At 60.3% G+C, this 22,042-nt stretch carries 21 protein-coding genes; 15 read left to right on the top strand and 6 right to left on the bottom strand.

Annotated elements, in window-relative coordinates:
* Nucleotides 1-36: 36 nt before the first annotated feature.
* Genes rsmD through FFH21_RS25655 form a run of 3 tightly spaced genes read right to left on the bottom strand, consistent with a single transcriptional unit; the run spans nt 37 to nt 3,463 of the window.
* Nucleotides 37-621, bottom strand: a complete 585-nt coding sequence (gene rsmD, locus FFH21_RS25665; protein ID WP_003411937.1) for a 16S rRNA (guanine(966)-N(2))-methyltransferase RsmD — start codon at nt 619-621, stop codon at nt 37-39.
* Entirely contained in the window at nt 621-2,114 is a 1,494-nt protein-coding gene (locus FFH21_RS25660; RefSeq protein ID WP_011169737.1) for a pitrilysin family protein, read from the bottom strand. Before FFH21_RS25660 ends, rsmD begins: the two co-directional genes overlap by 1 nt.
* Nucleotides 2,111-3,463, bottom strand: coding sequence for a pitrilysin family protein (locus tag FFH21_RS25655; RefSeq protein WP_054088523.1), 1,353 nt, complete (start codon nt 3,461-3,463; stop codon nt 2,111-2,113). Before FFH21_RS25655 ends, FFH21_RS25660 begins: the two co-directional genes overlap by 4 nt.
* A 256-nt stretch (nt 3,464-3,719) precedes the next feature.
* On the opposite strand from FFH21_RS25655, the gene ftsY reads away from it, so the two are divergent.
* The 4 genes from ftsY (at nt 3,720) to rpoH (ending at nt 7,894) form a co-directional block, all read left to right on the top strand.
* A complete protein-coding gene (gene ftsY / locus FFH21_RS25650; RefSeq protein WP_011169735.1) occupies nt 3,720-5,222 on the top strand; it encodes a signal recognition particle-docking protein FtsY in 1,503 nt (500 codons plus the stop codon).
* A complete protein-coding gene (gene ftsE, locus FFH21_RS25645) occupies nt 5,219-5,890 on the top strand; it encodes a cell division ATP-binding protein FtsE (protein ID WP_002555631.1) in 672 nt (223 codons plus the stop codon). Before ftsY ends, ftsE begins: the two co-directional genes overlap by 4 nt.
* Entirely contained in the window at nt 5,887-6,921 is a 1,035-nt protein-coding gene (gene ftsX, locus FFH21_RS25640) for a permease-like cell division protein FtsX (RefSeq protein ID WP_002555630.1), read from the top strand. The genes ftsE and ftsX overlap by 4 nt, the downstream gene beginning before the upstream one ends.
* A 118-nt stretch (nt 6,922-7,039) precedes the next feature.
* The gene (gene rpoH / locus FFH21_RS25635) at nt 7,040-7,894 is read left to right on the top strand and encodes an RNA polymerase sigma factor RpoH (RefSeq protein ID WP_002555629.1); all 855 of its coding nucleotides are present in this window, start codon (nt 7,040-7,042) and stop codon (nt 7,892-7,894) included.
* Nucleotides 7,895-8,065: 171 nt separating this feature from the next.
* Here the strand turns inward: rpoH and mtgA are convergent, their stop codons facing one another.
* On the bottom strand, nt 8,066-8,776 hold the full coding sequence (gene mtgA, locus FFH21_RS25630; protein WP_002555628.1) for a monofunctional biosynthetic peptidoglycan transglycosylase: 711 nt from the start codon (nt 8,774-8,776) through the stop codon (nt 8,066-8,068).
* A gap of 80 nt (nt 8,777-8,856) precedes the next feature.
* Here mtgA and FFH21_RS25625 point away from each other — a divergent pair, with 80 nt between their 5' ends.
* The 4 genes from FFH21_RS25625 (at nt 8,857) to trmB (ending at nt 11,142) form a co-directional block, all read left to right on the top strand.
* Nucleotides 8,857-9,237, top strand: a complete 381-nt coding sequence (locus FFH21_RS25625) for a DUF423 domain-containing protein (RefSeq protein WP_002555627.1) — start codon at nt 8,857-8,859, stop codon at nt 9,235-9,237.
* Nucleotides 9,238-9,349: 112 nt separating this feature from the next.
* Entirely contained in the window at nt 9,350-9,550 is a 201-nt protein-coding gene (gene thiS, locus FFH21_RS25620) for a sulfur carrier protein ThiS (protein ID WP_003372514.1), read from the top strand.
* Between the two features lie 52 nt (nt 9,551-9,602).
* Nucleotides 9,603-10,397 carry a thiazole synthase gene (locus tag FFH21_RS25615; RefSeq protein WP_003304387.1) on the top strand — a complete coding sequence of 265 codons (795 nt, stop codon included), beginning with the start codon at nt 9,603-9,605 and terminating at the stop codon, nt 10,395-10,397.
* 97 nt (nt 10,398-10,494) lie between these two features.
* A complete protein-coding gene (gene trmB, locus FFH21_RS25610; protein WP_216597063.1) occupies nt 10,495-11,142 on the top strand; it encodes a tRNA (guanosine(46)-N7)-methyltransferase TrmB in 648 nt (215 codons plus the stop codon).
* A gap of 41 nt (nt 11,143-11,183) precedes the next feature.
* On the opposite strand, the gene FFH21_RS25605 is transcribed toward trmB, so the two are convergent.
* Together FFH21_RS25605 and FFH21_RS25600 are read right to left on the bottom strand one after the other, a co-directional pair.
* On the bottom strand, nt 11,184-12,242 hold the full coding sequence (locus FFH21_RS25605; RefSeq protein WP_004654825.1) for a hypothetical protein: 1,059 nt from the start codon (nt 12,240-12,242) through the stop codon (nt 11,184-11,186).
* A 190-nt stretch (nt 12,243-12,432) separates the two neighbouring features.
* The gene (locus FFH21_RS25600; RefSeq protein WP_004654823.1) at nt 12,433-12,945 is read right to left on the bottom strand and encodes a dihydrofolate reductase; all 513 of its coding nucleotides are present in this window, start codon (nt 12,943-12,945) and stop codon (nt 12,433-12,435) included.
* A gap of 109 nt (nt 12,946-13,054) precedes the next feature.
* Here FFH21_RS25600 and FFH21_RS25595 point away from each other — a divergent pair, with 109 nt between their 5' ends.
* The 7 genes from FFH21_RS25595 (at nt 13,055) to FFH21_RS25555 (ending at nt 21,925) form a co-directional block, all read left to right on the top strand.
* Nucleotides 13,055-14,434, top strand: coding sequence for a DUF2868 domain-containing protein (locus FFH21_RS25595; protein ID WP_011169732.1), 1,380 nt, complete (start codon nt 13,055-13,057; stop codon nt 14,432-14,434).
* Nucleotides 14,427-15,815, top strand: a complete 1,389-nt coding sequence (locus FFH21_RS25590; RefSeq protein ID WP_011169731.1) for a GTPase/DUF3482 domain-containing protein — start codon at nt 14,427-14,429, stop codon at nt 15,813-15,815. Before FFH21_RS25595 ends, FFH21_RS25590 begins: the two co-directional genes overlap by 8 nt.
* A gap of 309 nt (nt 15,816-16,124) precedes the next feature.
* Nucleotides 16,125-16,718: a transcriptional regulator BetI gene (gene betI / locus FFH21_RS25580; protein WP_002555619.1), complete on the top strand. Its 594-nt coding sequence runs from the start codon at nt 16,125-16,127 to the stop codon at nt 16,716-16,718.
* Nucleotides 16,719-16,820: 102 nt separating this feature from the next.
* A complete protein-coding gene (gene betB, locus FFH21_RS25575; protein ID WP_004654813.1) occupies nt 16,821-18,293 on the top strand; it encodes a betaine-aldehyde dehydrogenase in 1,473 nt (490 codons plus the stop codon).
* A gap of 140 nt (nt 18,294-18,433) precedes the next feature.
* Nucleotides 18,434-20,140 carry a choline dehydrogenase gene (gene betA, locus FFH21_RS25565; RefSeq protein WP_011169730.1) on the top strand — a complete coding sequence of 569 codons (1,707 nt, stop codon included), beginning with the start codon at nt 18,434-18,436 and terminating at the stop codon, nt 20,138-20,140.
* A 286-nt stretch (nt 20,141-20,426) separates the two neighbouring features.
* Entirely contained in the window at nt 20,427-20,945 is a 519-nt protein-coding gene (locus tag FFH21_RS25560) for an RNA polymerase sigma factor (RefSeq protein ID WP_002555616.1), read from the top strand.
* Nucleotides 20,942-21,925 carry a FecR domain-containing protein gene (locus FFH21_RS25555; RefSeq protein ID WP_011169729.1) on the top strand — a complete coding sequence of 328 codons (984 nt, stop codon included), beginning with the start codon at nt 20,942-20,944 and terminating at the stop codon, nt 21,923-21,925. The genes FFH21_RS25560 and FFH21_RS25555 overlap by 4 nt, the downstream gene beginning before the upstream one ends.
* The last annotated feature ends 117 nt before the right edge of the window (nt 21,926-22,042 follow it).

Raw genomic sequence — 22,042 nt, 5'->3', positions numbered from 1 at the left:
TCCACAGATTTCCCCGAGAGGTCTGTGGAATTCTGATTACCCCCGCTGCCACAACGCGTAATACACCTGACCAGCCTTTTTCTCGCGGTGTAACCGCCAGCTGCCCGGCAAGCCGGTGGTCGATGGCGGGGTTTCGCTTTCGGTGTAGATCCAGGCAGTGTCGGCCAGCCAGCCGTGGCTTTCCAGCAGGTTGCAGGCTGAAGCCAGCAGGCCCTGATGGAAGGGCGGGTCGAGGAACACCACGTCAAAGGGCGAGGCGGTGGCGGTTTCCAGATGGCGCAGGGCGTCGGTCTGGGAGACCTGGCCGCTGGTGCAGTTCAGTGCGTTGAGGTTCTGGCGCAGGCTGGCGATGGCTGCCGCGTTGCTGTCCAGCGCCAGGCCCATGCTGGCGCCACGGGACAGGGCTTCGAAATACAGTGCGCCGCTGCCAGTGAAAACGTCCAGCACCCTGGCACCAGCGATGTAGGGCGCCAGCCAGTTGAACAGGGTTTCGCGCACGCGATCAGGCGTCGGGCGCAGGCCGGGGGCGTCGGGGAAGGTCAGGCGACGGCTGCCCCATTCTCCGCCGATGATACGAAGCTGACCCAAGCCGTTGTGGCCCTTCGGACGTGGATTGGCCATCAGTGTTCCGGGACCCCTACAGGTTGGCGAGTGGGTTTGTCGGTCGGCGCCGGCAGTGGCTTTTGCTCGACGGTCGGGCCAACGGTAACAATGACCATCTTGTCGGCGCTCAGGTGCTTGCTCATCGCAGCTTTCACCTGTTCGACGGTCACGCTCTGGGCGGCGGCCATGTAGTCCTCAAGGTAGGTCAGCGGCAGGTTGTAGAAACCGATTGCTCCTAGCTGGCCCACGATGGCCGAATTGCTGGCTGCGGTGAGCGGGAAGCTGCCGGTCAGTTCGCGTTTCACATCGTCGATTTCTTTCTGGGTCGGGCCGTTGGCGAGGAAGTCGCGAACGATGTCCTGTACCAGTTTGAGGGTGTTTTCGCTCATTTCCGCGCGCGTTTGCAGGCCGATCATGAACGGCCCGGCAACCTGCATGGCGGTGAAGCCTGACGACACACCGTAGGTCAGGCCGCGTTTTTCCCGCACTTCGGTCATCAGTCGACTGCCAAAGCCGCCACCACCCAGTACCGAGTTACCCACGGTCAGCGCCGCGTAATCCGGGTCGTTACGATCGATGCCCAGTTGCGCGAGCATCAGGTGGGTCTGGTTGGACGCGAATTCGATATGCGTGGTGCCTGCCTTCGGTTCAACCGGATCGGCGACCTTCGCCAGCGCCGGGCCTTTGGGCAGCGAGGCGGAAACCTGCGCCGCGACGGCTTGCGCTTCGTCTCGCGACAGATCGCCTACCAGAGCAATCACCGCGTTGCCTGCCGCATAGCCTTTGGCGTGGAAGGCCTTGAGCTGAGCCAGGGTAATGGCATTGATGCTTTTTGCGTCGCCTTCGCTCGGGTGAGCGTAGGGATGGTCGCCGTAGAGATGGTTGAACAGTTCCTTGCTGGCGATAGCGCCGGGGTTCTGTTTCTGAGTCTTGAAGCTGGCGATCAACTGGTTTTTGATACGGGCCAGAGAGTCGGCAGGGAAGGTGGGCTTGCCCACGACTTCGCTGAACAGCTTCAGTGCCGGGTCGCGTTTGTCGGCAGCACTCAGGCTGCGCAAGGACGTGACCGCCATGTCACGGTAGGAACCGTTGCTGAAATCCGCTCCCAGGCCTTCGAAGCCCTGTGCGATGGCATTGACGTCCTTGCCTTTGACGCCCTCATTGAGCATGGCGTTGGTCAATAGGGCAATGCCGGGCGATTTCTGGTCCTGGCTGCTGCCTGCGGCGAATGTCAGGCGCATGTCGAACATCGGCAATTCGCGCGATTCCACGAACAGCACCCTGGCACCCTCGGCGGTATTCCAGGTTTGTATGTTCAGGGCACGACGGGCCGGCGCCTTGCCGTCCAGTTCCTTGAGGGTTTGCAGGTTGCTGCCCAGTGCAGGAGTGGTCTGGCCCTGCTCGGCAGGGGCGGCGTTGTCGGCCACGGCTGGCAATGCGACAAAGGTGCCGAGTGAACCGGCCAGGATCAGGCCAAGCAGCGCATGACGTGGAGCGTTGCGCGTGATCATTTGGCTTTCTCCTCAGGCAGAACGTGCGCAACGCTGAGGCGCTCACGGGTGAAATAGGTGTTGGCAGCTTTCTGGATGTCCTGCGGGGTCACGCTTTGCAGCGCCTCCAGTTCATTGTCCATCAGCTTCCAGGACAGGCCGACAGTTTCAAGCTCGCCGATCATGGTCGCCTGGCTGGTAATCGAGTCGCGCTCGTAGACCACGCCCGCAATGACCTGAGCCCGAACGCTCTCCAGTTCTTCGGCCGACGGTGCCTTGGTTTTCAGCTCGTCGAGCAGACGCCAGATGCCGGCTTCCACATCGGCCAGGGTCTTTTTCTTTTGCAGGTTGGGTGTGGCGCTGATCATGAACAGGCTGTCGCCGCGAGCAAATGCGTCGTAGCGCGACGATGCGCCGGAGACCAGTTCTTCGCCACGTTCCAGGCGTGAGGAAATGCGTGCGCTGTAACCACCGTCGAGCAGTGCCGCAATCAGGCGCAGGGCATTCGCCGAACGTGGGTCTTCAGCGGTCGCAACGCTTGGCACGTTGAAGCCGTAAATCAGGCTCGGCAACTGGGTTTTGACGTGCAGAGTGATCTTGCGCTCGCCCGGCTCGGCCAGTTCCAGCGGTTTTTTCGAGGACGGCACGTCGCGGCGCGGGATCGGCCCGAAGAAACGCTCTGCCAAGGCTTTGACCTCGTCCGGCTGCACATCGCCAACCACCACCAGCGTGGCGTTGTTCGGCGCATACCAGGATTCGTACCAGTGGCGCAGCTCTTCAACCTTCATGCGCTCCAGGTCCGCCATCCAGCCAATGGTCGGCGTGTGATAGCCGCTGGCAGGGTAGGCCATCGCCTTGAAGCGTTCGAATGCCTTGCCCATCGGCTTGTCATCAGTGCGCAGGCGACGCTCTTCCTTGATGACTTCGATCTCGCGGCTGAATTCGTCGGCGGGCAATTTCAGGGTTGCCATGCGATCGGCTTCCAGCTCCAGCGCTACGCTCAGACGATCGCGGGCCAGGACCTGATAGTAGGCGGTATAGTCATCGCTGGTGAACGCATTCTCTTCAGCACCCAGATCGCGCAGAATCAGCGAGGATTCACCCGGTCCGGTCTTGCTGCTGCCCTTGAACATCATGTGCTCAAGCGCATGGGACAGGCCGGTCTGGCCGGGTGTCTCGTAGCTGGAGCCGACCTTGTACCAGATCTGGGAAACCACCACTGGAGCGCGGTGGTCTTCGCGGACGACAACTTTCAGGCCATTGTCCAGGGTAAATTCATGGGTCGGTTGCGAATCAGCAGCCAATGCTGTCAAGGGCAGACAAATAGTGCTGAGCAGCAGGCCTGCGGCGCGGCGGGCTAGAGCATTCATTCGTAGTTTGAACCTGTAGGACGGCCCGCGTGAACTTAGCGTCGGCGGGCGCGGGGGTGTTAGGATACTGATCCGTTTGCTTCAGAGACAGCCTTCACTGGCCGATTGCGAGTGAAACCTGTCTGAAACGCAGGTAAAGGTAGCGCTTCAAGCGGCCGTTGAGTGAACAAGAAGCCCTAAACGCAGTCTGTTTTGCATGTCAGAATTTTTCCGGGTCGCCCTCTGGCGCCCCGCAACCTTGAGATAGCCGTCCTCCATGTTTGGTTCCAACGACGACAAGAAGACCCCAGCCGAGGCTGGAGAGAAGAAAGGCCTGTTCGGATGGCTGCGCAAGAAACCGCAGCAAGCCGAGCCAGCGCCACAAGAATCATCCCCGACGCAACCCGATCCGGTCCACGACCCGGTTGTGACCACACCGCAGGTTGAGCCTGCTGCTGCCTCGCAATCTGTACCCGAGAGCATCGTCGAGCCGGTTGCGCATTCGCAGCAAGGCCATGTCGAGCCGGGTGCGCCGTCGCCTCAGCCGTGGCTGACCTTGCCGGTAACCGAAGAGCCAGTGGCACTGAGTGACGAGCGCGAGCCGCACATCACCCCGCCAATTCCAGAGCAAAGTCAGGCTCATGCCATGCCCGAGCCGGTCGCAGCGCAACCTGTGGCTGATATCGTGCCGCTGAGTGTTCCCGAGCCGCTACTGGTTCAGCCTGTTCCAGAACCAGAACCAGAACCAGAACCCGTCGTAGCGCAGGCTGTGCCACAACCGGTAGCGCCTGTTCCGCAAGTGGTTCCTGCTCTGGCCCCTGCTCCGGTACAAGAGCCCGAAACCGGCAAGGTCGGCTTCTTTGCTCGCCTGAAGCAGGGGCTGTCGAAAACCAGCGCCAGCATCGGCGAAGGCATGGCCAGCCTGTTCCTGGGCAAGAAAGCCATCGATGATGACCTGCTGGAAGAAATCGAAACCCGTTTGCTGACCGCCGATGTCGGCGTTGAGGCCACATCGGTCATCATCAATAGCCTGACTCAGAAGGTCGCGCGCAAGCAGTTGACCGATGCTCAGGCGTTGTACACCTCGTTGCAGGGCGAACTGGCTGCGATGCTCAAGCCTGTCGAGCAGCCCTTGGTGATCAAGGTCGAGCACAAGCCGTTCGTGATTCTGGTGGTCGGCGTCAATGGTGCGGGCAAGACCACCACTATCGGCAAGCTGGCCAAGAAGCTGCAACTGGAAGGCAAGAAGGTCATGCTGGCCGCGGGCGACACGTTCCGCGCTGCAGCCGTCGAGCAATTGCAGGTCTGGGGTGAGCGTAATCACATACCGGTCATCGCTCAGCACACCGGTGCCGATTCCGCCTCGGTGATTTTCGATGCCGTGCAGGCCGCCAAGGCCCGTGGCATTGATGTGTTGATCGCCGACACCGCAGGTCGCCTGCACACCAAGGACAACCTGATGGAGGAGTTGAAGAAGGTTCGCCGCGTGATCGGCAAGCTGGACGCAGATGCTCCTCACGAAGTCCTGCTGGTCCTCGATGCGGGCACCGGGCAGAACGCTATCAATCAGGCCAAGCAATTCAACCAGACGGTTACGTTGACCGGGCTGGCGCTGACCAAGCTGGACGGCACCGCCAAGGGCGGCGTGATTTTCGCCCTGGCCAAGCAGTTCGGCTTGCCGATTCGCTATATCGGTGTCGGTGAAGGTATTGATGACTTGCGTACCTTCGAGGCCGAACCCTTTGTTCAGGCACTGTTTGCGGAGCGGGAGCGTCCATGATTCGATTCGAGCAGGTCGGTAAGCGCTACCCGAATGGACATGTCGGGTTGCATGAACTGAGCTTTCGAGTACGTCGCGGCGAGTTTTTGTTTGTCACTGGTCATTCCGGTGCCGGTAAAAGCACGCTGTTACGCCTGTTGCTGGCCATGGAGCGTCCGACCACCGGCAAACTGATGCTGGCCGGCCAGGACCTTGGGCAGATCAGCAACGCACAGATCCCGTTTCTGCGTCGTCAGATCGGCGTGGTGTTCCAGAATCACCAGTTGCTGTTCGATCGCACGGTGTTCAACAACATCGCGTTGCCCTTGCAGATCCTCGGTCTGTCCAAGCCCGAGATTGCCAAACGGGTCGATTCGGCCCTTGAGCGTGTGGCGCTGTCCGATAAGGCCGAGCTGTACCCCGGCGACCTGTCCACCGGTCAGCAACAGCGTGTCGGGATTGCTCGCGCCATTGTCCATCGCCCGGCCTTGCTGCTGGCCGATGAACCGACCGGTAACCTCGACCCACGTCTGGCGGCGGAAATCATGGGCGTGTTTGAAGATATCAACCGACTGGGGACCAGCGTGCTGATCGCCAGTCACGACCTTGCATTGATTGCCCGCATGCGCCATCGCATGTTGACCCTGCAACGCGGTCGTTTGATCGGTGACGGGGAGGCCGGAGTATGAGTGCTACACGCAGCCCCAAGGTTTCCGAACGCGTCGCGCCCAAGGCCGCCGACCCAGTGCCGCCGAAAAAGAAAAAGCAGCGTCACGACCATGATGATGACGGCCCGGATTTCAGCGCGTTGTTGTCGGCGTGGCTGGAAAGCCATCGCTCCAGTCTGCTGGACAGCCTGCGACGTCTGGCCAAACAGCCGATAGGCAGCTTTTTTACCTGTCTGGTGATGGCGATTGCCTTGAGCCTGCCGATGGGCTTGTCATTGCTGCTGAGTAATGTCGAGCGTCTGGGTGGTTCATGGCAGCGTGCGGCGCAGATTTCCATCTACCTGAAGCTGGATGCCAATACTGCTGATGGCACTCGCTTGCGCGATGAAATCAAGTCGATGCCCGGTGTGGCAGACGCCGAGTACATCAGCAGCGAGCAGGCATTGGGTGAATTCAAGCAACAGTCCGGTCTGGGCGAGGCGCTCAAGGAATTGCCAGAGAACCCGCTTCCGGGCGTGGTGCTGGTAACGCCGGATGAAGTGGACAAACCTGCGCTGGAAGCCTTGCGCACGCGGTTGGCAGAACTGCCTAAAGTCGAGCAGGCGCAACTGGATCTGGTCTGGGTCGAAAGACTGGCCGCGATCCTCAAGCTGGGTGACCGATTCGTTTTCGGCTTGACGGTTTTGCTTGTCTCAGCTTTGCTGTTAGTAATTGGTAACACAATTCGTCTACATATTGAAAACCGCCGTATCGAAATCGAAGTCATCAAGCTGGTGGGCGGTACTGACAGCTACGTGCGCAGACCCTTCCTTTATATGGGCGCGCTGTACGGTTTCGGGGCAGGTATCCTGTCCTGGGGCGTTCTGGCTTATGGCCTGAACTGGCTGAACGGTGCGGTCGTCGGGCTGGCAGGTCTCTATGGAAGCGACTTTGCGCTGGCAGGTGTTCCGATGGGTGATGGTCTTTCGCTCTTGCTTGGAGCGGTTCTGTTAGGGTATATCGGTGCCTGGATTGCGGTCGCTCGTCACTTGCGTGAGCTGGCGCCCCGTTAGAGGCAAATTTTTCGTTCACCAGACTGGCTTCTGAAAATCAAGGAACTTGGTTAGCGGTTCCGGGTCAATCTCGCTATTGCTGAACTGCACATAACCTGTGCGCTGGAGGTTTTTTCGTATGACCACTTCTTTGCAACCTGCTTATGCTTTAGTCCCGGGTGCGAACCTTGAGGCCTATGTGCACACGGTCAACAGCATTCCCTTGCTGACGCCCGAGCAGGAGCGTGAACTGGCTGAAAGTCTCTACTATGAGCAGGACCTGGACGCGGCCCGACAAATGGTCCTCGCCCACCTGCGCTTTGTCGTGCACATCGCTCGCAGTTATTCGGGTTACGGTCTGGCTCAGGCTGACCTGATTCAGGAAGGTAACGTTGGTCTGATGAAGGCCGTGAAGCGTTTCAACCCCGAAATGGGCGTGCGTCTGGTGTCCTTTGCCGTGCACTGGATCAAGGCCGAAATTCACGAGTTCATCCTGCGTAACTGGCGCATCGTCAAGGTCGCCACCACCAAGGCGCAGCGCAAGTTGTTCTTCAACCTGCGCAGCCAGAAGAAGCGTCTGGCCTGGCTGAACAACGACGAGGTGCATCGCGTCGCTGAAAGCCTTGGCGTCGAGCCGCGTGAAGTGCGTGAGATGGAAAGCCGTCTGACCGGCCATGACATGGCCTTTGACCCGGCAGCCGAAGCGGATGACGACAGTGCGTTTCAGTCACCAGCCAATTATCTGGAAGACCACCGCTACGACCCGGCGCGTCAACTGGAAGATTCCGACTGGACTGACAATTCCACCGCCAACCTGCATCAGGCGCTGGACGTGCTGGACGAACGCAGCCGCGACATCCTCTACCAGCGTTGGCTGGCAGAAGAAAAAGCCACGCTGCACGACCTGGCGCAGAAGTACAACGTCTCCGCCGAGCGTATTCGCCAGCTGGAAAAAAGCGCGATGAACAAGCTCAAGACGTCGATAGCTGCGTAAGGCTTCCCGGTGACGAAAAAACGCCCCGAGATGATCGGGGCGTTTTTGTTTGTATACCAGCTATCGTGCGTCGCTCCGCGTCGCATGCCGCTTCGGACGCTGGAACGTAGGGAACGATAATCTCAATATCGCATGCCGTTCTGGACGCTCTGCGTCCTCTTCGCGACGCAATCACCACCGACGGCTGCTATTGAGTCCCTGCAAATACTCATCCCCACCCAACTGACGCATTTGCTGACGAATCCAGCCGGCGCGACGCGAGACGTAGCTGCTCGGGTGGCTGGCGCTCCACTCGCGCGGGTTGGGGAGGACGGCGGCGAGGTAGCTGGCCTGCTGTACAGAAAGCGCGCTGGCGTTGGTGCGGAAGTGATGTTGCGCTGCTGCCTGCGCGCCGAATACGCCTTCGTCCCATTCGACGCTGTTCAGGTACACCTCAAGGATGCGCTCCTTGGACCACAGCAGCTCGATGAGCATAGTGAACCACGCCTCCAGCCCTTTGCGCAGGTAGCTGCGACCGGACCACAGGAACAGGTTTTTCGACACCTGCTGGCTAAGCGTACTGGCACCACGGATCGAGCCGCCGCGCTCGTTGTGCAGGATGGCCGCTTGAATGGCGTCGACGTCGAAACCCCAATGCTCTGCGAATTTCTGATCCTCGCCGGCAATGACCGCAATTTTAAGGTTGTCGGAGATCCTGTCCCACGGTTCCCAGTCGCGTTGCAGGTCGATAGGCTCGCCGTCGACCCAGGATTCGACCTTGCGTTCGACCATCAGCGCGGTGCCTGGTGGCGGTACCCAGCGCAGAACCAGAACCACGAGAACACTGCCTGCGGCGAACCACAGCAGGGCTTTGACGATGCGACGAAGGATAAACTGCAGCATAGAGATGGCTTGGCCGAACCCGTTGAGCGGGCCATTATACAGACCGTGCGCCTTTCGACGATTTTTCACTGGAGTTCCTGATGCTTCGTAGCTTTTTGATGCTTGCTGCCTTCTTCGGCTTCACGGGTGTGGCGTTGGGCGCATTTGCCGCTCACGGTCTCAAGGAACGCCTGAGTGCCGAGTACCTGGCGGTGTTTCATACGGGTGTGCTTTACCAACTGATCCACGCGCTGGCCCTGCTCGGTGTGGCGATACTGGCGACGCACATCCCCGGGCGTCTCGTCACTTGGGCCGGATTCTCGTTCGCTATCGGCATACTGTTGTTCTCCGGCAGCCTGTACGCGCTGACCCTGACCGGCATCGGCAAGCTGGGCATCATCACCCCGTTCGGTGGTCTGGCCTTTCTGTTTGGCTGGTCGATGCTCGGTCTGGCTGCCTGGCGGTTGGGCTCTGCTCCTTGAGTGACGGCTTGCACGGCAGATCGCGCTTGAGACGAATGGCGTGGCTTTGCCTTGGTCATACCCGCTGATCGGGCTAGAATGCTGGCCCCCCAAAAATGATGGCTGCTCTCGCATGCACATTCAGTTGAACGGTGAACCCTTTGAATTGCCCGATGGCGAAACCGTCGCGGCATTACTGACCCGCCTGGACCTTGCCGGACGCCGGGTTGCGGTGGAACTGAACCTGGATATCGTGCCGCGCAGTCAGCATGCAGCGACCGTCCTGAGTGAAGGCGATCAGGTCGAAGTGGTTCATGCCATTGGCGGTGGCTAGTTCGCAACCTGCACTTAGCCCAACCCCCATCTGCACGTTATGAGGATTTCCGATGAGCAATGTTCGCAGCGACAAGCCCTTCGTCCTGGCCGGTCGGACTTTCGAGTCGCGTCTTTTGGTAGGCACCGGCAAGTACATCGATATGGAACAGACCCGTCTGGCCATTGAAGCCTCGGGTGCCGAGATCGTGACTGTTGCCGTGCGTCGCACCAACCTCGGCCAGAACCCCGGCGAGCCGAACCTGCTGGATGTGCTGCCACCTGATCGCTACACCATCTTGCCGAACACCGCTGGCTGCTTCGATGCAACCGAGGCCGTGCGCACCTGCCGCCTGTCCCGCGAACTGCTCGACGGCCGCAATCTGGTCAAGCTCGAAGTGCTGGCCGACCAGAAAACCCTGTTTCCGAACGTCATCGAAACCCTCAAGGCCGCCGAGATACTGGTCAAGGACGGTTTCGACGTGATGGTCTACACCAGCGATGACCCGATCATCGCCCGCCAGCTGGCCGAAATCGGCTGCATCGCGATCATGCCGCTGGCCGGCCTGATCGGCAGCGGTCTGGGTATCTGCAACCCCTACAACCTGCAGATCATCCTTGAAGAAACCAAAGTGCCGGTGCTGGTCGATGCCGGTGTCGGCACTGCCTCCGACGCCACCATCGCGATGGAGCTGGGCTGTGAAGCCGTATTGATGAACTCGGCCATCGCCCATGCACAGCAGCCGGTGATGATGGCCGAAGCCATGAAGCACGCTGTAATTGCCGGTCGTCTGGCGTACCTCGCCGGGCGCATGCCTCGAAAACTCTATGCCAGCGCATCTTCGCCGCTGGATGGCCTGATCAAGTAAGAGCCCGTTGATGACTGATTCACACGTTCCGCACCCAGAGTCGCCTGCTGTCGAAGAAGGCGAAGAGCGCCCGCACCGCCGCATCAAGAGTTTTGTGATGCGTGCCGGTCGCATGACCGAAGGTCAGCAGCGCGGCCTTGATCAAGGTCTCCCCCTGTATGGCCTGTCGCTGACCGATGCGCCGGTGGATTTCGATCAGGTGTTCGGTCGCGCTGCGCCGCGCACGCTGGAAATCGGTTTCGGCATGGGCCACTCGTTGCTGGAAATGGCGGCAGCGGCTCCCGAGCACGATTTTATAGGTGTCGAGGTGCACTCCCCAGGCGTAGGCGCGCTGCTCAACGGTGTGCTGACCCAAGGGCTGACCAATGTGCGCGTCTACGATTGCGACGCCATTGAAGTGCTGAACCGCTGCGTCGCCGATAACAGCCTTGATCGCCTGATGCTGTTCTTCCCGGATCCGTGGCACAAGAGCCGTCACCACAAGCGCCGTATCGTGCAGCCGGAATTCGCCGCACTGGTGCGTAGCAAGCTCAAGGTTGGCGGTGTGTTTCACATGGCCACCGATTGGGGGCCTTACGCGGAATACATGCTGGAAGTGATGAGCGTAGCGTCTGGTTATCGCAACCAGGCTGAAGACAACCAGTACGTTCCGCGCCCTGCGGAACGGCCGATCACCAAGTTCGAGCGCCGTGGCGAGAAGCTCGGACACGGCGTATGGGATCTGAAGTTCGAGAAAGTCGACTGACCGGCTTTGCGGGTTGCTGACAACCCGCAATGTCGTGTCGCTTACTGAATCTCGTCCGGCTTGACGATCACCCAGTTCTTGTCCGCCGTGACCGGCAGCTTCTCCTTGGCCTGAGCTTCGGCATTGTCCTTGATCATGCCGTTCAGCTGGGTCATGTACTTGTCCTTGCGGTTGATCCACAAGTGCACGCCGCCCTTGCTCACGTCGACGCTGTGAAACAGCATGTAGCCGTCGCTGGTCGGGGTATCGCCGCCGACCAGGACCGGTTTTTTCCACTGGTCGATGTAGGTCAGAATGGCCGCCTGCTTGCCCGCCATCCAGGTTGCCGGTGTCCACAGGTATGGCGTCAGCTCCAGCCCCATGTTGCTTTTCGCATCGTATTTGCCTGCGGTGATCTGCTTGCGTGCGGTAGTCAGCTCACCGGTCTTGCGGTCTTTGAGCAGGGTGGTGACGCCTATCACGTTCTGCGGTTTGACGTTGTAGCCATACTTCGGATCGGCGGCGACCATGCGCACCAGCTCTTCGGAGGCTGCGGTCATCACGTAGACCTCGATCCCGTTCTCCATCAGCTTGTTGTACAGCTCGGTCTGCCCGGTGAATACGCGCGGCGGCTCGACATTGAGTTGCTTGACCGTATCGCCGTCGTAATAGGTCGCCGGGATCGGCTTTTTCAGGGCCATCAGCTCATCGACATAGCCTTTGAGCTCCTGCAGGGTAAAGCCGGAAAACACCTGCGCGACCCACGGGTAGCAGACCATGTCGTCTATTTCGCAAAGGCGATAGTAGTAACTGAACAGGCTTTCCTTGTGGTCGGCGGTGTCTTTGAAGGGGATCAGCTTCAGCGAGGGGTCGAGTTTTTCGCGGGTGATCAGGCCTTTGTTTTCCATGTACGGCAGCAGCGACTCTTCGAGGTCGAAGCGGTAGCTGGTGTTGTCCATGTCGAAGACTGCGTAATTGCCCTTGTTGGCATTCGCTGCAATCATCGCGTCGAGCGCCTTGGCGGCAGGCTCGGGCCAATGCTTCAATTCGGTGGCCGCGATAGCCTGGCTGGCAAGCCCGAAGCAGACGGCAGCAGCCAACAGTTTTGGCACGAGTTCCATAGGCGATTTCCCCTTGTCGAAAAAACGAAGGGGCAGACCGTAACAAATTATTGTGAAGGCAAAAGTACGTCAGCGACCCGAAAAAGGCCAAATGACGCCGTTTGCCCCTTTATTTGCGACAGTGAAACCAAAAACGACACTTTTATTGCAGTTTTTCGTCAGCGGCCGCAATTGCTCCAGAAATTGCTGATCAGACGCGTTCCCACACTTCGAAGTTGTAGGCAGGCTTGTCATCGACGGCGGCGTTTTCGATGTTGGATACCAGCGCCCACTGCGCCGTATCGAATTCAGGAAACCACGCGTCGCCATCAGGGCTCAGTGCCACGCGAGTCAGGTACAGGCGATCCGCCTCGGGAAGGCCCTGGGCATAAAGCTGCGCGCCGCCGATCAGCATCACCTCGTCGACACCCTGTTCCTGCGCCCACTGCTCGGCGCGCACGACGGCGGCGTCCAGCGAAGCGAAGACTTCCGCGCCTTCAAGCTGCAAATCAGTCTGGCGGCTGACCACCAGGTTCAGGCGACCGGGCAGGAGGCGGCCCAGCGAATCCCAGGTCTTGCGACCCATGATGATCGGCTTGCCGAGCGTCGTGGCCTTGAAGTATTTGAAATCCCCCGGCAAATGCCAGGGCATGGAATTGTCGACGCCGATCACTCGGTTTTCACCAAGGGCGGCAATCAGGCTAAGGGGGAGATGAGTTTTCATGCGCCGAGGATATCAGAGGTCGCAGGGCAGGCGAATGAACTGACACGCACCGTGCTCAGTCCCATGACAGCGGTTATGCTCACCGCTGAATTCAATCAAGAGACACTGTGTGACTGCTCTGACCCCACTCGATACCCTCTGGCTGACCGAAGCCGTGCGCCTGCGTGAACAACAGGCTGGCGCGCTGGATGATCAGGAAGCCAATCGCCGCGCCCGGGCGGCCGGAGGCGACCTGACTGCCCGTATCACCCATCGCGCCCTTGGGCTGGCACAGCGCGACGGCATGCTCGGCGCATTGCATCACTGGAAGCAGGGCGCGCGGTTGGCGTTGATTGCGCTTGCCGTATTCGCTGTCATCAGTGGCGCGGGCCTGGCCTTCGCCGCAATGGGCGACGGGCAGGCACCGGTCAATGTGTTCTGGGCGCTGGGCAGTCTGCTTGGGCTTAATCTGGTGCTGCTGGCTACCTGGGCGCTGGGCTTTATCTTCGCTGGCCGCAGCAACAGCGGGCTGGGCCGCTTATGGCTGTGGTTGAGTGAAAAGCTTGCCCGTGACGCCCAGGCTGCGCAACTTGCTCCGGCATTGGTTCTGCTGCTGCAACGCAAGCGTCTGAATCGCTGGGTGCTTGGCCTGGTGGTTCACAGCCTGTGGCTGCTCGCGCTGGTCAGTGCGCTGGTGGTGCTGTTGATGCTGATGGCGACCCGGCGCTACGGGTTTGTCTGGGAAACCACCATTTTGAGCAGCGACACGTTTGTCAGCCTGACTCAGACACTCAGTACCGTCCCGGCTTGGCTGGGCTTCAGTGTGCCGGACGAAGCCATGATTCGCGCCAGCGGCAATGCAGCGCTGAGTATCGAGAATGCACGCCAGGCCTGGGCTGCGTGGCTGGTGGGCGTGCTGCTGGTCTACGGCATTGTGCCGCGTCTGTTGCTGGCAGCGTTCTGCCTGTGGCGCTGGAAGCAGGGGAGTGCGGGGCTGCGTCTCGATCTTGAGTTGCCCGAGTACCTTGAGCTGCGTGAACGATTGATGCCCAGCAGCGAGCGATTGGGCGTCAATGACGTCGAACCTGCCGCGCTGCATCAGATTCAGCCCGGCGTGGGTGCGTCCGACAGTAATGGCGCGTTGCTGGTGGCCATCGAGCTGGATGATCAACAAGTCTGGCCGCCAGAACTGCCGTCAGGCGTGGTCGATGCAGGCATTCTCGACAGCCGTGAGTCGCGCCACAAGCTGCTGGAGCAACTGACCCATTATCCGCCTGCGCGCATGGTGGTCGCCTGTGATCCGCGCCGCTCACCGGATCGTGGCAGTCTGGCACTGATTGCCGAACTGGCGCGCAGCGCGGGGGCGACACGTGTATGGCTGTTGCCCGCGCCTGCCGGGCAGGTGCTCGATCTGGAGCGTCTGGGCGACTGGCACGCCGCGCTGGATCAGTTGCAATTGCCGCGCACAGACAGCGCGCCCTTGAACTGGCTGGAGACAGGCCATGACTGAAGCAGACAATGTCCGCGCCATCAAGCTGGCGGTGGTCGGCCACACCAATGTCGGCAAGACTTCGCTGCTGCGTACCCTGACCGGCGATGTCAGCTTCGGCGAAGTGTCTCACCGGCCCAGCACCACCCGCCATGTGGAAGGTGCGCGCCTGTCGGTGGACGGTCAGGCACTGGTCGATCTGTACGACACGCCCGGCCTGGAGGACGCCATTGCGCTGCTCGATTACCTGGAGCGGCTTGATCGTCCCGGTGAACGTCTGGATGGCCCGGCGCGACTGGCGCGCTTTCTGGAGGGCAGTGAAGCACGCCAGCGCTTTGAGCAAGAGGCCAAGGTCATGCGCCAGTTGCTCGGCTCGGACGCTGGGCTGTATGTGATCGATGCACGCGAACCGGTACTCGCCAAGTACCGTGATGAGCTGGCGGTGCTGGCCAGTTGTGGCAAGCCACTGCTGCCGGTGCTGAATTTCGTCAGTGCACAGCAACACCGCGAGCCGGAGTGGCGCGAAGCGCTTTCACGCTTGGGGCTGCATGCATCGGTGCGCTTCGACAGCGTCGCACCGCCGGAAGACGGCGGTCGACGTCTGTATGAAAGCCTGGCGCTTCTGCTGGAAAGCGCGCGGCTGCGGCTCGAGCGTTTGATTGAGGATCAGGAGAAACAACGTCGAGCCAGAAAACACAGCGCGGCGCGGCTTATCGCCGAACTGTTGATTGACTGTGCAGCGTGTCGGCGTAGCGTCGAGACCACTGCCGAGCAGGAACAGCAGGCTGTGGAAGCGTTGCGCAAGGCGGTTCGCCAGCGTGAGCAGCAATGTGTCGAGGCGCTGCTCAAGCTGTATGCGTTTCGCAAGGATGATGTGTCTACCAGCGATTTGCCGTTGATGGATGGCCGTTGGGGCGATGATCTGTTCAATCCGGAAACCCTCAGGTTGATGGGCGTGCGGGTTGGCGGCGGCGTGGCAGCCGGTGCGGCGGCCGGGGCAGGGGTCGATCTTATGGTCGGCGGCGTAACGCTTGGCGCTGCGGCTTTAGTCGGCGCAATTGCGGGCGGTGCCCTGTTGACGGCGCGCAGCTACGGCGGACGATTGCTGGGCAAGTTGAAGGGCCGCAGGGAATTGACGGTGGACGATGCAGTGCTGCGCCTTCTCGCACTGCGACAGGGGCACTTGTTGCTGGCATTGGGAGTGAGAGGCCACGCGGCCATTCACCGCATGGAATTGACCACGCCGCAGGACAAAACCTGGCGCAAAGGCAAAATCCCCGAGCCGCTCACCCGTGCCCGCGCCCACCCGCAATGGTCAACACTCAATCCGCACGCCAAACCGAATCAGGCTGAGCGGCAGGAAGCGATTGATCAGCTGGCGGATGTGGTTTTGCAGGATTGACTGTTCCAGCGCTGAAGACCGGACGCAGAGCGTCCTAGAACGGCATGCGACGCGGAGCGTCGCACGATAGTTGAGGTGATCGTTCCTCACGCTCCAGCGTGGGAATGCCGTGGGTGACGCTCCGCGTCACAAATCTGCGCCTTGACGCATCCTCCAGAACCCCCGCACTCAGGCGCTTTTCAGCTTGCCGTTTGCCGGCGAAAACCCGCCGATTATCTTTTATTGATTGATCGTTCAATAAAAAATCTTTAGACTGGTCTCACCGTTTTGGTAAAACGATCACTGCAGACACCCGGGAGAATCGCGCCAATGCCCAAGGTCGGAATGCAACCCATCCGCCGCCAACAGTTGATCCAGGCCACGCTGACTGCGGTCGATCAGGTCGGTATGGGCGATGCCAGCATTGCGCTGATTGCGCGACTGGCAGGCGTGTCCAACGGCATCATCAGTCACTATTTTCAGGACAAGAACGGCCTGATCGCCGCCACGATGCGGCATCTGATGAACGCCTTGATCCAGAACGTCCGCGAACGTCGGCAGGCGCTGACCGAAGACAGCCCAAGGGCTCATCTGCAAGTGATCATCGAAGGTAACTTCGACGCCAGTCAGGTCAGCGGCCCTGCCATGAAAACCTGGCTGGCCTTCTGGGCGACCAGCATGCATCACCCTTCGCTGCACCGATTGCAGCGTATCAACGACCACCGTTTGTATTCGAACCTGTGCTGTCAGTTCCGCCGTACCTTGCCACTGGAACAGGCACGCAGCGCCGCCCGCGGGCTTGCTGCCCTGATAGATGGGCTGTGGCTGAGAGGCGCGCTGTCAGGCGATGCATTCGACACCGAGCAAGCACAACGGATTGCCTACGAATACATGGATTTCCAATTGGCGAAATCGGCGAGCTGAGGCTTTCGAAGCCCCTTACCGAACGACTGTAAAAGCCTGTTGCCGAACGAACCCGGCACACTGAAATCAGTCATCGCCCCCCACTGAATTTGCGAGGACTTTATGGCCCGTTTTGAACTGCAGAAACTTTACATCGATGGCGGTTACGTCGATGCCAGCAACACTGAAACCTTCGATGCCATCAACCCGGCGAACGGCGAAGTACTGGCGCAGATCCAGCGCGCCGGCAAGGAAGACGTCGAGCGCGCAGTCGTTGCTGCTGAAAAAGGCCAGAAGATCTGGGCGGCCATGACCGCCGTCGAGCGTTCGCGCATCCTGCGCCGTGCTGTCGACATCCTGCGTGAGCGCAACGATGAGCTGGCCGCGCTGGAAACGCTGGACACCGGTAAAGCCATTTCCGAAACCCGCTACGTGGATATCGTGACCGGCGCTGACGTACTGGAATACTACGCAGGCCTGGTGCCTGCCATCGAAGGCGAACAGATCCCGCTGCGTGATTCCTCTTTCGTTTACACCCGCCGAGAGCCGCTGGGTGTGGTTGCAGGCATCGGTGCGTGGAACTACCCGATCCAGATCGCCCTGTGGAAATCCGCACCGGCGCTGGCTGCGGGCAACGCGATGATCTTCAAACCAAGTGAAGTCACCTCGCTGACCACTCTGAAACTGGCAGAAATCTACACCGAAGCTGGCGTGCCAAATGGCGTGTTCAATGTGCTGACCGGTAGCGGTCGCGAAGTCGGCACCTGGATCACCGAGCACCCGCGCATCGAGAAAGTCTCGTTCACCGGCGGCACCGACACTGGCAAGAAAGTCATGGCCAGCGCTTCGAGCTCGTCGCTCAAGGAAGTGACCATGGAGCTGGGCGGCAAGTCGCCGCTGATCGTGTTTGACGACGCTGATCTGGACCGTGCTGCCGACATCGCAATGATGGCCAACTTCTATAGCTCCGGCCAGGTCTGCACCAACGGTACGCGTGTGTTTGTACCGAACGCGTTGAAAGCCGAGTTCGAAGCGAAAATCCTTGAGCGTGTGAAGCGTATTCGCGCCGGTAACCCGGAAGACGAAAACATCAACTTCGGCCCGCTGGTCAGCTTCGAGCATATGGAAAGCGTGCTGGGCTACATCGCCAAGGGCAAAGAGCAGGGCGCACGCCTGTTGTGCGGCGGTGATCGTCTGACCGGTGGTGTGTTCGACAAGGGCGCTTTTGTTGCGCCAACCGTGTTCACCGACTGCACCGACGAGATGACCATCGTGCGTGAAGAAATCTTCGGCCCGGTAATGAGCATCCTCGGCTACGACACCGAAGAAGAAGTGGTGCGCCGCGCCAACGACACCGACTTCGGTCTGGCCGCAGGCATCGTGACTCGCGACCTGAACCGCGCACACCGCGTGATTCATCTGTTGGAAGCCGGTATCTGCTGGATCAACGCCTGGGGCGAGTCGGCGGCACAAATGCCGGTCGGCGGTTACAAGCAATCGGGTGTTGGTCGTGAGAACGGCATCAGCTCGCTGGCGCAGTACACGCGGATCAAGTCGGTACAGATCGAGCTGGGCGACTACGCCTCGGTTTTCTAAACACGCTTCAAGTGGCACGCGGCAAACCTCAAGCAGACGCAATCAAAAGCGGCTTGCCGCACCCCATTTTCACAAGTATCGCCTCGCTGCTTCTGCTTGCAGCCGAGGCTTGAGACTTGCAGCTCTATGAGGGAGCCTCTATGACGACTCAATCCGAATACGACTACATCATCATTGGTGCCGGCTCTGCCGGTAACACCCTGGCAGCCCGTCTCACCGAAGACGCAGGCGTCACTGTTCTGCTGCTGGAAGCCGGTGGCCCGGACTACCGTCTGGATTTCCGTACCCAGATGCCAGCCGCTCTGGCATTCCCGCTGCAGGGCCGCCGTTATAACTGGGCCTACGAGACCGAGCCAGAGCCACACATGAACAACCGCCGCATGGAATGCGGTCGTGGTAAAGGCCTGGGCGGTTCGTCGCTCATCAACGGCATGTGCTACATCCGCGGCAACGCGATGGACTATGACGGCTGGGCCAAAGAGCCGGGCCTTGAAGACTGGAGCTACCTCGATTGCCTGCCGTACTTCCGCAAGGCCGAGACGCGTGACATCGGCCCGAATGACTACCACGGTGGTGAAGGTCCGGTCAGCGTGACCAAGCCCAAGGCGGGCAACAATCCGCTGTTCCACGCGATGGTCGAGGCGGGCGTGCAAGCCGGTTTCCCGCGCACTGACGACCTCAATGGTTATCAGCAGGAAGGTTTCGGTCCGATGGACCGCACCGTGACGCCTAACGGTCGTCGCGCCAGTACCGCCCGTGGTTATCTGGACGAGGCCAAGAAGCGCTCGACCCTGACCATCGTCACTCACGCGCTGACCGATCGCATTCTTTTCGAAGGCAAGCGTGCCGTCGGCGTGGCGTACCTGGTAGGTGACAGCGACACCCGCATCCAGGCCCGTGCCCGCAAGGAAGTGCTGCTGTGTGGCGGCGCGATCGCTTCGCCACAGATTCTCCAGCGTTCCGGCGTCGGTCCGGCCGAAGTGCTGAACAAGCTGGATATTCCGGTGGTTCATGATCTGCCGGGCGTTGGCCAGAACCTTCAGGATCACCTGGAGATGTACCTGCAGTACGCCTGCACCCAGCCGGTGTCGCTGTACCCTTCGCTGAAGTGGTGGAACCAGCCTGCCATCGGTGCAAAGTGGATGTTCCTCGGCACCGGTATCGGTGCGAGCAACCAGTTTGAAGCCGGTGGTTTCATTCGCTCCAGCGAAGCGTTCGAATGGCCGAACATTCAGTACCACTTCCTGCCGGTCGCGATTAACTACAACGGCACCAAGGGCGTTCAGGAACACGGCTTCCAGGCTCACGTTGGCTCCATGCGTTCGCCGAGCCGTGGTCGTGTGCAGGTCAAATCCAAAGACCCGCGCGAGTACCCGAGCATCCTGTTCAACTACATGTCCAGCGAGCAGGACTGGCAGGAGTTCCGTGACGGCATCCGCCTGACGCGCGAGATCATGCAGCAACCGGCTCTGGACCCGTACCGTGGCCGCGAAATCAGCCCCGGCATCGATGTCCAGTCTGATGAAGCGCTGGATCAGTTCGTGCGCGAGCATGCTGAAACGGCTTATCACCCGTCCTGCTCGTGCAAGATGGGCACCGACGAGATGGCCGTTGTCGACGGTCAGGGCCGTGTGCATGGCCTGCAAAGCCTGCGCGTAGTCGATGCCTCGATCATGCCGATCATCACCACCGGTAACCTGAATGCACCGACGATCATGATCGCCGAGAAAATCGCCGACAAGATCCGTGGTCGCCAGCCGCTGCCACGCAGCACCGCCGACTACTTCGTTGCAGGCGACAAGCCGGCACGCGGCAAGCCGCTGCGCGAAATCAGCCACCAGGCCTGATCTGACGACGGGCGTCCTCCCTGGACGCCTTTCGTTGTGCATGCTCCAGCGTGAATGCATTTCACACTGGAGCATCGGCACGATAGTTACCAGATTCTCGTTCCTCAAGCTCCAGCGTGGGAATGCATTTCCCGACGCTCCGCGTCGCAATGGACGCGGAGCATTGGTACGAGCGCCAACTCGATTCAGACCCTCCTCCCGACAGACGCGAATTGCCACCATCCCTCCGCTCTGCCACAATCGCGAATGATTCTCTTTAGTTAGATCTTTCTCATCGAGGCTATTCGTGTCGTCAGTCCCAAGCACTCATAGCGAGATTGTTGGCGCGCTGTATCGCGATCATCGTGGTTGGCTGCTGGCCTGGCTCAGACGCAATGTCGCCTGTCCACAGCGTGCTCAGGATTTGAGTCAGGACACGTTCGTGCGTTTGCTCGGGCGACAGGAATTGCTGACGCCCAGAGAGCCTCGAGCGTTCCTGGCGGCCGTTGCCAAGGGACTGATGTTCGACTACTTCCGCCGCGCTGCGCTGGAGCAGGCTTATCTCGGGGAGTTGATGCAGGTTCCCGAGGCCGAGCAGCCTTCGCCGGAAGAGCAGATGCTGATTCTGGAAGACCTCAAAGCGATCGACCGTATGCTGGGCAGCCTCTCCAGCAAAGCACGGGCAGCCTTTCTGTACAGTCGCCTCGACGGGCTGAGCCACGGCGAAATTGCCGAGCGGCTGGGCGTCTCGGTTTCGCGCGTCAGGCAATACCTGGCTCAAGCCATGCGTCAGTGCTATGTAGCGCTCTACGGTGAGCCGACATGAACACCAGGCCGGTATCCGCTCATGTTCTGGACGCCGCGATCCAGTGGCAATTGAACATGGATGGCAGCAGCGGCAATGATGCTGAGCTTGCTCGCTGGCTGGCCGCCGACGAAGAGCATGCCAGGGCCTGGAGCCAGTTGGGCATGGTCAATCAGCGTTTTGCCTTGCCAGCAGGTCCGGCGCGCAAGGCATTGCAGCAATCGCCTGGTGCCCAGCGGCATAGCTTGCGCAAGCTTGGCGGCGGTCTGGTCGGCGTGTTCATGGCGTTGGGGCTGGCATTGTTCGTCGGCGACCGCTACCTGCCGATAGATTACTGGCTTGCCGATCAGCGCACCGCCACCGGTGAACAGCGTGACGTGCGTCTGGCGGACAACACCCTGATTCGCCTTAACACCCACAGCGCGATTGATGTGCGCTTCGATGCGCAGCAACGTCGGGTGATTCTGCAGGACGGCGAAATAATGGTGCAGACCGGCAATCATGACGATCCGCGTCCCTTCATCGTCGAAACTGCGGATGGCAAAATGCGCGCCCTGGGTACGCGCTTTCTGGTCCGCCGCGAGCCAGACGGAACACTGCTCAGCGTGCTGCAATCAGCGGTTGCCGCCAATGCGCGCAATGCGTCCGGTGAACAGGTTCTGCGCGAGGGCCAGCAGGTTCTCCTTACGCGCAATGGCCTTGGCCCGTTGCTCAGCATGCCTTCCGGCGTCGACGCCTGGACGCGCGGCATGTTGGTGGTGGACAACGCCCGGCTGGCGGACATGCTTGCTGAACTGGGTCGTTACCGTACAGGCCATCTGAGTGTCGACTCGACCGTGGCTGATCTGCGTATTACCGGCACATTCCCGCTGGCCGACACTGACCTGGCGCTCAAGGCGTTGTTGCCGACCTTACCCGTGCAGATCGAACAACACACCGCGTGGTGGGTCACTGTGCTGGCCAGGGATGAGCAGGCCAGCAGCAATCCGGCAAAACTCTGAAACATACCTCTTCGTGCCTGCATCGGATCGCCCTGACACTTTTCCAGTTTCGAGCGGCTTAGTCTTACAAGTCATTTCGGGGGCACGCTCCGTTTTGCGTCCCTTCGCCTGTGGATA

Origin of the sequence: Pseudomonas sp. KBS0707 (genome assembly GCF_005937945.2) — a bacterium.
In the GTDB taxonomy this organism is placed as follows: domain Bacteria; phylum Pseudomonadota; class Gammaproteobacteria; order Pseudomonadales; family Pseudomonadaceae; genus Aquipseudomonas; species Aquipseudomonas amygdali.
This window is presented reverse-complemented; position numbering and strand designations above follow the sequence as displayed.